Consider the following 12,796-nt stretch of genomic DNA (forward strand, 5'->3'; position numbering starts at 1 on the left):
GTCGGAGATCGCGTCGCTGGCAGCGCGTTGGGCCCGAGCGGCGGCGCGCTGCGCCATCGCCGCGGCCGCCGCCGCGGAGGCTGCGGCGCGAGACGCCTTGACTGCCGCGGCAGCCGCGCCGAGAGCGACCTGAGCGGCGTTGGCGGCGCCAGCCGCTGCGGTCGCGGCGCGCCCGGCCGGCCGCAGCGGCGGCCCGGCCGGAGTCATTCCTGGCTTGTTCGGTTTCCGCCGCGGCTCGAGCGGCGGCTTCCTTGGCCAGCCGCGCGGCCTCGACCGCGCGACCGGATGCTTCTTCGGCCGCAGCGGTTTCGGCGACCGCGCGTACCTGCTCGTCCTTAGCTACCTGCGCCAGATGGGCAACCGAAAGCAGTTCCTGGTCGCGTTCGCGCGCAACGAACTGACCGGTGTCGGGAAATCACGCAGCGCTTCGGGAGACCCGTCGTCGAGCGCTTGCGATGCCGCTTGCTTGGCCTCCGGACCGCCGGCGGACAGGACTTGCACGACACGGACCCGGTCATCGGGACGGACGGCCCCGCGCACGCCGACAAGAGCTTGCAGAAGCCCCGGACCGACCTCAGACCAGCCGATCAGCAACAACGGCCCCACCGCATCGAACAACGCCCTGCCGACCTCACCAGCAGCCCACGGCTCGGCAATCCCGAGGCGAGCCCGAGACCTAAGCGGATGAGCTCACGAACGAGTCTGGCCGCGAGAGCCAGACCTGGAAATCCCCATCAGCGCGCACGTCCGGCCGCGCGGACGGCCATACCCGTTCGGTACGCCGAGGGAGGAAGCAGGTGGCCGATGCCGGGAATCCCGCGAGTCCGAGCAACTCGCGGGATCCCCGGCCGGCTCCGGACGGCCGGCAATGGGGGGAAGCCGCCCAGGTCGGTGGATCAGTCGTCGGCGTGTGTGACGACCTGCCGGCGACGCGGCGGAGCTGCCAGCGGCGTGGACGGCCATGGCCGGTTCGGCCACCAGAACCGCTTGCCGATATCGAGTGCGAGAGCGGGGACCAGGAGCGACCGCACCACGAAGGTGTCGAGCAGAACGCCGACCGAAACAACCACGCCCGCCTCCGCCAGCGAAACGCTCGGCAAGGTAGCGATGACGGCGAACGTCGCGGCCAAGATGACCCCGGCGTTGGTGATGACCCCGCCGGTGCTGGTCAACCCGGCCAGCACGCCGCGGCGGTGACCGATCACACCGACCTCCTCCTTGATCCGGTGCATGAGGAAAATGTTGTAGTCGACGCCGAGCGCTACGAGGAACACAAAGCCCATCAAAGTCCAGGACTCGTCGACGCCGGCGAATCCGAAAACATTCTTGAACAGCAGGTGGCTGACTCCCAGTGCGGCGAGATAAGAAAGCACAACAGTCACCAGCAGCAGCAACGGCGCGACGATCGACCTCAGCAGCAGCATCAGAATGCCGCCGATGACGATCAGCGCCAGCGGAATGACGAGCCGTTGATCAGCGCTGCCCGCACGCAGCTTGTCGAGCGAGGTCGCGGTCGGCCCGCCGACGTTCGCCCCGGAATTCGGCGTCTGCGTCGCCAAGGCGTCCCGCAGCCTGTCGACGGTCTGCCCAGCACGATCGCTGTCGGCCGGATCCGCGAGAACCACCGAGATCTTGGCGAGCGTGCCGTCCAGCGACATCTCGGTCCTGGGCACGGAGGCGACTCCTGGGGTGCCCGCGAGCACCGCGGCCACCCGATTGGCCGAGGCCGCGGGAGCGACCACTGTGGTCGGCGCGGGTGCACCCGCCGGGTAGTGCGCGCCGATGATGTCCTGCCCGACCGCGGACTCGGGAGTGTGCCGCAACTGCTGCGCCGGGGTCAGCCCGACATGCAGCCCCAGCAGCCCGAACCCCAGCGCCGCGATGACCACGGCCGACACCGTCCAGACCAGCCGGGCGCGCTTGGCGAGGAACGAGCTGATCCTGGTCCAGACGCCGCGGGCGCTCCTCGGCTCGGTCCCCTCGCGCGGGATGAGCGGCCAGAAGGCCCATCGGCCGACAACCACGAGCAGGGCGGGCAGCAAGGTCATCATGACGACCAGCGCGCTGAGTACCCCGATGGCGCCCAGCGCTCCCAGCCCTCGGCTCGAATTCAAGTCGGCGAACAGCAAGCACAGCATCGCGACCGCGACCGTGGCCGCCGAGGCGACGACGGCGGGACCGGATCGGCGCAGCGCCTCGGCCATGGCCTTGTACCGGTCGGCGTGCCGGTGCAGTTCCTCCCGGTACCGGGCGACCAGGAGAAGCGCGTAGTCCGTGCCGACCCCGAACACCAGCACGGTCATGACGCCCTGGCTGGGTCCGCTGACCGGCAGGTCGAGGTTCTGCGCGAACCAGTAGGCGACCGCTGTCGTGACCCGGCTCGCGACGCCCACCGCGATCAACGGCAGCAGCCACAGGAACGGGCTGCGATAGGTCAGCAGGAGCAGGACCGCCACGATGATCGCGGAGAGGATCAGCAGGTTGCTGTCCAGGTCGTCGTACACCGCGACATGGTCGGTCACCTGACCGGCCGCACCCGCCACCTTCACGTGCAACCCGGCGTCGTCCTTGCCGGCGAGCTCGGCCCGGATGGCCTTGGTGCGCTCGGGGACGTTCTCTCCTTTGTCCAGCAATTGCACGGTGAGCAGAAGCGCGTTGCCGTCCTTGGCCGCTTCGGGGACCGAGATCTTGCCGCTGGCCGAGAACCGGGCCAGCGCGGCCCGGTCCTGCTCGACCCGGGCCCGGTCGGCGCGGGTGAGCCCGCCGTCCCGGCTGTACACGATCAGCGCGGGCACGGTCTGGTTGCTGCCGAATTTCTTGGCCTGCACCGCGACCTGGGTGGACTGGGCGGCACGAGGCATGGTGGAAGTGGCCTCGTTCTTGGTCACCGTGCCGATTTTGGCGGCGAACGGAAGCGCGACCGCGAGCATGACGGCCCAAGCGCCCAGCAGGAACCACTTGTGCCTTCGGCCCGCCAGAGAACGGGCCAAGCCGGACAGGAAACGGGACACCGGAACTCCTCTGGTGGGACGCGGATCGACGTCCTCAGTCTTGTTCCTCCGACCCGTTCGCGAATCGCCGACGAGAACGGAATCGCGCCTCCTCCTCGCGAGCGAGACCGTCTCACTCCTGAGGAGGAGGCTGCTCCCGGTTGGCGGTGACCAGACCTGTTTCGTAAGCGCAAACGACGACCTGGACCCGGTCGCGCAGCCCGAGTTTGGACAGGATGCTGCTCACGTGAGTCTTGACGGTGTGCTCGCTGACCGACAGCGTCGCGGCGATCTCGGCGTTGGACTGCCCGTGCGCGAGCCAGCGCATCGTCTCGCGCTCCCGACCGGTCAGAATGTCCAGCCTCGTGCTCGGCGTGCCCGGCCGGGCGGCGGAGCGCTCGACGATGTCGGCGATCAGCCTGCGGGTGACCGAAGGCGCGAGCAGCGACTCGCCCGCGGCGACGATCCGAACGGCGCGCACCAAATCTTCTCTGCGGACGTCCTTGATCAGGAATCCGCTGGCACCGGCCTGAAGAGCCGCGTAAACGTGCTCGTCAAGGTCATAGGTGGTCAGCATGACGACCCGGCAGCCCCCGCCCTCGCACACCTGCCTCGCGGCCTCGATGCCGTCCAGGTTCGGCATCCGCACGTCCATCAGCACCACATCGGCCTTGTGCGCGCGGACCGCTTCGACCGCTTCGACTCCGTCAGCCGCCTCGGCCACCACCTCGATGTCGGACTGCGCGTCGAGGATCATGCTGAACGCGCCCCGCACCAGCGGCTGGTCGTCGGCGACCACTACCCGGATAGTCACACCGTCTCCTGTTCGCCGGCCAGCGCGAACGGCAACTCCGCCGACACGACGAAACCCCGGCCTTGCGAGCCCGCCTCGATCGAGCCGCCGCACGAGGCGACCCGTTCCCTGATCCCCACCAGGCCGTGGCCGGAGACCGCGCCACGGGTCCCCCAGCCGTCATCGGCGATCCGCAGGGTGAGCCGGTCGGCGGACCAGCTGACGGTCACCTCGGCATGCTCGGCGACAGCGTGTTTGAGCACGTTGGTGAGTGCCTCCTGAACGATCCGGTACGCCGCGATCCCGATCCCCGGCGAGACCTCGCGGGGCGAGCCGGTCGTGCGGTACGAAACTTCCAGCCCGGCTCCGCCGACCTGGGCGACCAGTTGCTCCACGTCGTGCAGACCGGGTTGCGGCAGCAACGGAGTCTCGCCGTCGGTGTCCCTGAGGACGCCGAGCAGCCGCTTGAGCTCCACTTGCGCGGTACGGCCCGCGTCCGCGATGGCGTCGAAAGCGGCTCTCGCTTTGCCTGGTTCGGACTCCAGCGCGACGGGCCCGGCCTCTGCCTGCACGGTCATCACCGCGACCGAATGCGCGAGAATGTCGTGCATGTCCCTGGCGATCCGCTGCCGTTCTCGCGCGGCGGCGCGGAAGGTCTCCAGATCCCGCTCGCGCTCGAGAGATCGCGCACGGTCTTCGAGGGATTCGACGTAGGCCCGCCGGATCCGGGCAGTCGAACCGAGCAGATAAGCGCCGATCACGACCAGCAACGGGAACTGGTAGCTGAGCACGGCATCGCGCACCGAACCCGCCGAAGTCACTACGGCGACCGGTCCCAGCAGCAGCACCAGCAGGCGCTGCCAGCGTTTGCCGCGGTCCGCGATCGTGTAAGCGGCGACCAGCACGCCGTAGGGCATCCGCTGTTCCGGAACGTTCGGAACCAAGGCGGCGGCGAGCGCGGCGGCTCCGACGACGAGGCCGACGCCGAAAGGGAAACGCCGTCGCCACACCAGCGGGATCGCGGTCATCGCCGCGATGAGGTACCACCACGTGGGAACGTGAGGATAGGTGCCGCTCCACGGCCTGATGCCGACGAGCACGACCACCGTCATCAGCACGACCGCGGCGAGCGCGGAGTCGAGAACCATCGGCTTGGACAGCAGCCGTCGTCTGAGCGAGCGGACGAACTCACTCAGCCGACGGCCGCGGTCCAAGCCATTCATTACGGCGAGTATTCCAGAATCTCCCGTCCGTCGTGGCCTGCCGGACGATCATCGCCCGGGTATCCAGGCACCGCGGCGCATGACCCGCCGAAGGGCGAGGTCTCGGCCGAGCACGAGCAAATCGGCGCGCAGCCCCGGAGCCAATCGCCCGGTGACGCCGGCGAGCCCCAGGACCGCCGCGGGAGTGGCGGTGGCCATCCGGACCGCCGCGGGCAACGGGACTCCCGCCGAACGCACGGTGAAACGCAGGACATCGGCGAGGAAGCTCGTGCTGCCGCAGAAGGACGCGCCGTCGTGATTGAGCGCGACACCGTCCCCGACGACGCCGACCGGGCCGCCCATGCTGAATTCAGCGCCGACCGGGAGACCGGTGCCGGCGGAGGCGTCGGAGATCAGGCACAGCCGGTCGGGGCCCAAACACCGGAAAGCGATCCGGACGAGCTCACTGGTCAGGTGCGCGCCGTCGGCGATGATCTCGGCGGTGAGAGTGTCCGAGCTCAGCGCCGCCTCCAGCAGACCGGGATAGCGCCGCGGCATCCTTTGCAGCGTCGACTGTGCGCTCCACAGGTGCGCGACATGGCTCAGCCCGGCGGCGGCCGCCCGATCCAGCACCTCGACACCAGCGGTGCTGTGTCCGGCCGAGACGACCACTCCGGCAGCACGAAAAACGGTGATGAGTTCGCCCGAACCCGGCAGTTCGGGAGCGACGGTGATCATCCGAAGCAGATCAGTGTCATCGAGGAAATCGCGCCACGAGCCGTCCGAAGGCTTGCGCAGCAATCGCGCGGGATGCGCACCGCGTTGCTCTTCGCTGAGGTACGGGCCCTCGAGGTGCACGCCTTCCGGACGCCGGTCCGCGGGGAGCGTCATGGGAGAAGACCCCATCTCCAGCCGGATCCCGCCTCGCCAGCTGACGCAACAGAGCCGCGGCCCCACGGTCCAACGCGACCATCCGACAACTGGCATCCGTCTTCGGCAGACAGACGCCCCGCCCGTCCCGCTCGACGAGCTGCCGCACCACCGACAACGTCCGCGTCCCCACATCGACGTCGCACCACCGCAAACCGACAGTTTCGCCGCGCCGCAACCCCAGCAGCGCCGCCACGTGGAACAGCGCGTACAACCGGTGGTCACGGCCGTGTTCAAGAAACATCGCGGTCTGCTCCGCCGTCCAGACCGGGAGCGGTGGCCGCTCGCCGGTCCGGTGCCACAGTTCGACACGAGCCTGCGTCCACACCACCACACGCTGTCGGCGCGCCGGCGGCAACTCCACCCAGCGCGCATGGTCGATCCGGCGATCTCCGTAGCCGATGCCGCCCGCGGGCCAGCCAGGTTTTTGAATGTGATTCAAAGAGAGGGAGGACGTGACGGGATTCGACGTGTCGTTCTTCGGGATCTCGCCCCGTGAGGCCGCGTCGATGGATCCGCAAAGGCGGATCTTGCTGGAGACGGTGTGGGAGGCACTCGAGGACGCGGGGATCCCGCCCGATGCGCTGGCGGGCAGCAGCACCGGTTTTTTCGTCGGGGAGCAGGCCTCGGGACTACTGGGACCTGGTGCGCGACGAGAACTGCGACATGTACGCGTTGCAGGGCAGTCAGCAACGGGTGAGCATTAGCTGAACCCGGAAGCAAGGCGGCAGCTCTGAAGGACAAGTTGGACACCCCGGCCGAGCAGAGCGCGGCCGGCCCGATCGCCAGGGTCAAGGACCCGGCAATTTCGTGAATGTCCTGGCACTCGCCGAATCGCCCTAGCCAGTGCGTTCGATCCGGCTGACAGCACGCAGAGGCACGCCGCCGGGTTCTCTCCCCGTTTCCGCGCCTCCGCGCTCCGCGGGCCGGAGCTTGCGCGCCCGCAGCGAAATTTCCAGGTCGAACCGCGCGTCCGGCTCGTGGAGCTGGTCGCCGAAGAGCGCGTTCAGGGTCCGCAGGCGGTTGCGTGCCGTTTGCGGGTGCACGCCGAGGATTCCGGCGATCTCCGGGGCGCTGCCGCTGGTGGTGAGGAAGGCGAGCAAGGTCTCCGCTGCCCTGTCCCGCGCCGTGCGCGTGAGGACTTCGAGCGGAGCGAGGCTTCTCGTTTCCAGCGCGGTGCGCAGGACGTCGTCGGCGAACAGCCAATGCGTGGTCAGGTGATCGTCCCAGCGAACCGGGCGCACGTCCGGGAGCACGCCGCGGCGGAGCAGTCCCAAGGTACGGCGAGCCCAGCGCAATGACCGGGCGGTGTCCGCCGGGGCGACCTCGGGGCCGATCGCGGCGCGGACCCCGAAGTCCGGCAGCGGCGCCGCTGCGGGCAGGACTGCCCATGGTTCCGGCGCGCGGGAATCGCACAGCGCGTCCTCGGTGTTTCTGGGCTCGCCGGCGTCGAAAGCCACCGCGACGACGGTGTCCGGCAACGCCCAGCCCGCCTCTCGGGCAAGGGCGTCGAGTGCCGTCGGTCGGGGCTTGCCTAGTTCGGCGAGCAGTCGTGCCCTGGCACGTTCGCGATCGCCCGCCGCTGCGGCGCGGCCGCCTTCGATTGCCAGTCGGGCGAGCACGTCCACGGCCGCGAGCAAGCTTTCGACTGCTCTGGCGAAGCCCGGCGAACGGCTCAGCAGGGGCAGCACCCGCCGGGCGCCCGCGGTGAGCGCGCTGTGCAGCCGATCGAGATCGCCGACGGCTCGAAACTCAGCCGCGCCGAGGGCACGGAACGCATCGGCGCCGAGGGGCACGGGAGTTTCGGTCGCCGCGCGCAGCACGAACGCGAGAAACCGCGTCGCCCCGCGGTCGAGCCGCCAGGCGGATTCCGGCAGCTTCCGGCGGACCTCGTCGAGCAATGCGGCCGCGACCGGTTCTTCGGTGAGCATGACTGGATCGTGGCGGCCGGGGATGGCTGGAAGCGTCGTCGAGAATGCGTAATTGCCGGACATACGCAATATCACCGATGCGCGCCGGACACCGCCGCCGCCAGACTCCTTTCGCTCGCACCGTCGCGATCTTGAGAAAAGGTGATCCGGATGCGTTTTGCCCGTCCCGCCGGCTTCGCGGCCGCCCTCCTGATGAGCAGCGGGCTTCCGCTGCTCGCCGCTCCCCCGGCCGGAGCCGCCGCCTGTTCCGACGTCGACGTCGTGGTCGCGCGGGGCACCGGGGAACCGGGAACTCTCGGCGTGATCGTCGGCGACCCGGTCTTCTCCGCCATGAAGAAGGCCCTGGCCGGCAAGACGGTGAGTTCCTACGCCGTCCATTACCCGGCCAGCCTGCAGCCCGGTTCCGCGTCGCAGGGGAATCAGGACCTCGTCGACCACGTGACGCACCAGGCCGAGGCGTGCGGCGGCCAGCGGTTCGTCCTCGTCGGCTACTCGCAGGGAGCGAACGTCGTCGCGAACTCCGTGGGCATCAGCAGCGAAGGAGCCCTCGTCGGCGGGCCGATCGTCGCGACCATCCCGCCGGAGGCGGCTCCCCGGGTCGCGGCGCTGCTGACCTTCGGGCCGCCGATCGCCAAGCTCGGCAAGCACATCACCGGCGACTACGCGGACCGGACCGAGGAGTTCTGCGCGGTCGGCGATCCCGTCTGCCGCCCGGACGGCACCAACATCTTCGCCCACCTCGGCTACACCCGGAACGCGGGCGAAGCGGCCGCGTTCGCGGCCGCCAGGATCACCGGCGGGCAGTGACCCACGAGGCGATCTGCGCGCGGCTGCGGAAGCCGAGTTTGGCCAGGATGTGCTGCACGTGCGTGTCCGCCGTCCGGCGCGAGATCACCAGCTTGGCCGCGATGTCCTTATTGGACAGTCCGCTCGCGACGAGATCGGCGACCTCCCGCTCGCGTTTCGTGAGCACGTCGCCGGCAGCGGGCCGCGCGGGTTCTTCCTCGCCGAGGGCGAACCGCGTGGCCCGCTTCTCGCCCATCGCGCGCCCGGCGGCGAACGCGGCCGCGAAGCGTTCCTCCCCCAGCGCGTCTCGGGCGGCGTCCTTGAACCGGCGGTGCGGCAGCACTACGGCGACCTCCGCCGACGACCCGACCGCCTCCCACACGGTGGCGGCCGCGCCGAACAACGTCGCCGCCCGCTCGTGCTCGCCCCGGCGGGCGGCGGTCCACGCCAATCCGTCGAGCCGGTAGGCCAGCTGGAACCGGCTGCCGATCCTCCTGGTCGCCTGGAGCGCCTCGACCGCTGCCCGCTCGGCCGCGTCCGCGTCGCCGAACTGGACCTCGGCCTGCACCAGCCCGGCCAGCACGATGCCGCGGTAGTAGTGGTCGCCGCACGCCCGGCTCAGCTCGACCGCCCGGTGCAGCACCCGCCGGGAGGTCTCCAGGTCTCCGAGATAGGCGAGCGCGACGCCCTGGATGTATCGCGGATGCAGCTCGCGCCGGACGTCGCCGAGCTTCTGGAACGCATCGCCCGCTGCGGCGGCGAGTTCGGCGCAGCGAGGGTCGAGCCTGATCATCGCCTCCAGGGCGCGGACGTAGGCGATGAACGCCGCGAGCGGGACGTCGCCGGGATCCGCGGCCTGTTCGGCCTCCGCGAGCCGCGCCGAGGCGAGCTGGACGTCGGAATGCCACAGCGAGTACAGCCCGGCGGTGGCCAGTGCCAGCGGCCGTTCGGGCCGCTCCGGCGGAGCGGCGGCCAGTGCCCGGTCGAGCCAGCCGCGGGCTTCGGAGTTCAGGCCGAGCAACGTCCAGTGCTCCGCGACGCGGCAGGCGATCCGCAGCGCGACGCCGGCTTCGGCCGGGCAGGCGGCCGACCAGTCCAGCGCCGTCCGGATGTTCGCCTGCTCCAGCCGCAGCCTGCCGATCCAGGAGAGCTGCGCGGGACCGGCCCATTCCGCGTCCGCCCGGGAGGTCAGCCGGTCGATCCAGTCCCGGTGCGCCCTGGCCGTCCATTCCGTTTCCCCGGCTTCGGCGAGGCGTTCCGCGCCGAACTCGCGCAGGGTCTCCAGCAGCCGGAACCGGACCGTGTCGCCGTGGTCCTCGCGCAGCAGCACCGACTTGTCCAGCAGGCCGTCGACGAGGTCGAGCACTCGGTGCGGGTCCCCGTCCGGACCGGCGCACACGGCCTCGGCCGCCTCGAGGTCGAACGATCCCGCGAAAACCGACGCGCGCGCCCACAGTTCCTGCTCGGCCGTCGAACACAGCTCGTGGCTCCACGCCACCGCGGCCCGCAGCGTCCGCTGCCGTTCCGGCGCCGTGCGCGGTCCGGTGCCGAGCGTGCCGAGCCGCTGCCGCAGGCGTTCGGCGAGCTGGCGCGGCGAAAGCGTCCGGACGCGGGCCGCGGCCAGTTCGATGGCCAGCGGGACGCCGTCCAGCCGGCGGCACACCTCGGCGACCTCGCCGGAATTGGCGGCGGACAGCCGAAATCCGGTGCCCGCGGCCGCGGCCCGGTCCGCGAACAGGCGCACCGCGGCGGACTCCTCCGGGGCCTCGGCGTCCTCGTCCGGGACGACGAGCGGGGGAACGCCGACGACGCACTCCCCCGGCACGCCCAGCGACTGCCTGCTGGTCGCCAGCAGCGTCACCTCCGGACACTCGCGGACGATCTCGGCGGCGAACCCGGCGCACGATTCGACGAGGTGCTCGCAGTTGTCGAGCACGAGAAGCAGGTTCCGGTCCCGGAGGTGGTCCAGCACGCCCCGCCGCACCGAGCGGTTCGGACCTTCGTGCAGCCCCAGCCGGTCGGCCACCCGGTTTGGCGCCAGCGCGCCGTCGCGCAGGTCCGCGAGTTCGACGAAGACCCCGCCGTCGGCGAATCGCCCGGCGACCGCCTGGGCGACCTCGCCCGCCAGGCGCGTCTTCCCGATGCCGCCCGGGCCGGTGAGCGTGACGACCCGGCTCTGGTCGAGGCGCGCGCGGATCTCAGCGATCTCCGCGCGCCGTCCGACGCAGCTCGTCACCGGCGGAACCAGCCCCGCGACCGTCCTCAAGCCACACCTCACCGTGTCGACTGACGATCAAGCGTAACAAGGAGCCCCGACAGTAACGGTGTTTCCGGCGGCCGCCACCCGCCGAAGTGCTTGGCCCGGCACCGGAACACCGCGACGGGGCATGGTGTTTGCCCGACGACCCAGGCGAGCACCATGCCCCGCTTCCCGATCCCCCGGGTCTAGCGCGCGGCCAGCGCGACCGCGAAAGTGTTTCCCTCCCCCTGGAAGAACGAACTGAGATACGCGGTGAAGGCGCCACAGCCGGTCAACGGCGGGATCGCGTAAGTCCCGGTCACCGGACCGCCGGTCGTCAGTCCAAACCCGGAACCAGTGCGCAGGTCGACCGGGATCGCCGCACTCGCCCGGCAGTTCTGGTCCGCTACGGGCAGGCCGAACAGCGACACTTGCGGCACGGCCAACGTGAGCTTCGTGTGCGCCACGAAACCGCCGTCGCCCGACTCGCCGGTTTGCTCGCCGTCTGGTGCGAAGCGCAGTTCGGCGGTGCCTGGGACGAAACCGAAGAGCTTGAACGCCGCTTGGGCCGGGTCGAATGCCGGGCGGTCGCTGAAAGACGGCTGCGTGGTGACGGCGAAAGACCCGTTGAGCGGCACCGTCGTGCCCAATGCCTTCACCGTCGTCGTGCCGGTGAGGCTGTAGTCGTAGCCGCTCTGCGCGGTACCGGCGTCGAAGCTCAGGAGTACCGCGTCCTGTCCCGCGTCGAGCGTGCAGTCCGAGGTGAACGAGCCCAGTCCGGTGAACGATCCGTCGGCCTTCTTCGGCGTCAGCCGGGTGCTGAAGCCGCCGAGTGTCACCGTCGTCTTGCCTGCGTTCGGGACCGCTATCGGCGGCACCGAGCCGGTCGCCTGGGCGGTGAACGGACCGGACTGCGGCAGGGTCGTCTTCGCCACGGTGAGCGGTACGGTCACCGGCAGAGTCAGCGAGCCGTTGGCCAGCGTCACTTCCGCGGACGCCGTCCCCTCGACGCTCGCTGCGCCGACGAGTGCCAAGCCGCGCGCGGCTTTGTCCGGAACGACCACCGAGACCGCGAGACCTGAGGTCGTGAGCGTGCCGCCCGGTGCGGACGGCACGTCGAACGACGCCTTCACCTCGACGTCCAGTTTCTGTTCCCCGATCAAGGGAAACGGGCAGGTGTAGCTCAGCTTCTTGTCGACCTGCGTCGCCGCGGCCGCGGGAGAAGCCAAGCAGGCGACGGCGAGGCAGGCGAGACCCGCCGCGAGCAACCACCGGGCTTTCGGCACGGGTTCCCCCTTTCCGGGGCATGGCACCGGCCCCCGCCGCGGCGCGGCAGGGGCCGGCAGATCGGATTACTGGCGGGCGAGGTTCAGGTCGAGCGTGTTGCCGTCGCTCTTGGCGAACGCGCTGATCCAGTCGTTGAACGAACCGCAGTTCTGGAACGCCGACAGCGAGTAGGTCCCGCTCAGCTTGCCGCCCTTGAGCAGGTCGAAACCGTCGCCGGTGCTCATCTCGCTGGTCGACGGGCTGACCGTGCCGCACTTCGGGTCGGTGCTGATCGGGAAGCCGAACAGGTTGACCGTCGGGAGGAAGACGTCGAACTTGATGTGCGCCTTGAACCCGGTGCCCACCAGCTCGCCGCTCTGCGTGCCGTTCTGCACGACCTTCACGTCCGCGCTGCCCGGCAGGAACCCGAGCAGCTTGAACTCGGTCTTGGTCGCGTCGAGCTTCAGCGACCCGGTGAATTTCTTGGCCGCGATGTCCACGTCGGCGTCGAAGCCGCCCTTGATCGGCGCGGTGCTGCCGAGCGACTTCAGCGAGGTTTTCCCGTCGATGCCGAACACGAACTTGTTGCCGCCGGGCGGCGGGGTGTCCGACGTGGGCGGCGGGGAGAACGAGTCGTCGGCCGGGCCCGGGTCGGGCGC

The 12,796-nt window shown here is 70.3% G+C and carries 11 protein-coding genes and 1 pseudogene; 2 read left to right on the forward strand and 10 right to left on the reverse strand.

What is annotated here, in order from left to right; all coding sequences use genetic code 11:
* The 6 genes from D0D37_RS47685 to D0D37_RS43210 form a co-directional block, all read right to left on the reverse strand.
* Positions 1-207 (reverse strand): hypothetical protein (locus D0D37_RS47685; protein ID WP_208720543.1); only part of this gene is annotated, 207 nt, incomplete at its 3' end.
* A gap of 132 nt (positions 208-339) precedes the next feature.
* Entirely contained in the window at positions 340-606 is a 267-nt protein-coding gene (locus D0D37_RS48965) for an ALF repeat-containing protein (RefSeq protein ID WP_425267035.1), read from the reverse strand.
* A gap of 290 nt (positions 607-896) precedes the next feature.
* On the reverse strand, positions 897-3,011 hold the full coding sequence (locus D0D37_RS43195; protein WP_116206354.1) for an MMPL family transporter: 2,115 nt from the start codon (positions 3,009-3,011) through the stop codon (positions 897-899).
* Positions 3,012-3,123: 112 nt separating this feature from the next.
* Positions 3,124-3,804: a response regulator gene (locus D0D37_RS43200; RefSeq protein WP_116206355.1), complete on the reverse strand. Its 681-nt coding sequence runs from the start codon at positions 3,802-3,804 to the stop codon at positions 3,124-3,126.
* Entirely contained in the window at positions 3,801-5,006 is a 1,206-nt protein-coding gene (locus tag D0D37_RS43205) for a sensor histidine kinase (RefSeq protein ID WP_116206356.1), read from the reverse strand. The genes D0D37_RS43200 and D0D37_RS43205 overlap by 4 nt, the downstream gene beginning before the upstream one ends.
* A gap of 48 nt (positions 5,007-5,054) precedes the next feature.
* Positions 5,055-5,876, reverse strand: coding sequence for an N-acetylglucosamine-6-phosphate deacetylase (locus D0D37_RS43210; protein WP_162834762.1), 822 nt, complete (start codon positions 5,874-5,876; stop codon positions 5,055-5,057).
* 494 nt (positions 5,877-6,370) lie between these two features.
* Here D0D37_RS43210 and D0D37_RS48580 point away from each other — a divergent pair, with 494 nt between their 5' ends.
* Entirely contained in the window at positions 6,371-6,622 is a 252-nt protein-coding gene (locus D0D37_RS48580) for a beta-ketoacyl synthase N-terminal-like domain-containing protein (RefSeq protein WP_116206358.1), read from the forward strand.
* Between the two features lie 132 nt (positions 6,623-6,754).
* Here the strand turns inward: D0D37_RS48580 and D0D37_RS43220 are convergent, their stop codons facing one another.
* Positions 6,755-7,846 (reverse strand): helix-turn-helix domain-containing protein, encoded by a 1,092-nt coding sequence (locus D0D37_RS43220; RefSeq protein WP_116206359.1) that lies wholly within the window; start codon positions 7,844-7,846, stop codon positions 6,755-6,757.
* Between the two features lie 150 nt (positions 7,847-7,996).
* Between D0D37_RS43220 and D0D37_RS43225 the strand changes: the two genes are divergently transcribed.
* Complete coding sequence (locus tag D0D37_RS43225) at positions 7,997-8,653, forward strand: cutinase family protein (protein ID WP_208720544.1); 657 nt, start codon at positions 7,997-7,999, stop codon at positions 8,651-8,653.
* On the opposite strand, the gene D0D37_RS43230 is transcribed toward D0D37_RS43225, so the two are convergent.
* The 3 genes and pseudogenes from D0D37_RS43230 to D0D37_RS43240 all read right to left on the reverse strand — a co-directional run.
* Positions 8,637-10,898, reverse strand: coding sequence for a LuxR C-terminal-related transcriptional regulator (locus D0D37_RS43230; protein ID WP_116206360.1), 2,262 nt, complete (start codon positions 10,896-10,898; stop codon positions 8,637-8,639). The two genes, D0D37_RS43225 and D0D37_RS43230, sit on opposite strands and share 17 nt — an antisense overlap.
* 179 nt (positions 10,899-11,077) lie before the next feature.
* Positions 11,078-12,157, reverse strand: coding sequence for a DUF6801 domain-containing protein (locus D0D37_RS43235; protein ID WP_116206361.1), 1,080 nt, complete (start codon positions 12,155-12,157; stop codon positions 11,078-11,080).
* Positions 12,158-12,223: 66 nt separating this feature from the next.
* Positions 12,224-12,796: pseudogene (locus tag D0D37_RS43240) on the reverse strand (DUF6801 domain-containing protein); the annotation flags it as partial.

Origin of the sequence: Amycolatopsis circi (assembly GCF_003385235.1) — a bacterium.
GTDB lineage: Bacteria > Actinomycetota > Actinomycetes > Mycobacteriales > Pseudonocardiaceae > Amycolatopsis > Amycolatopsis circi.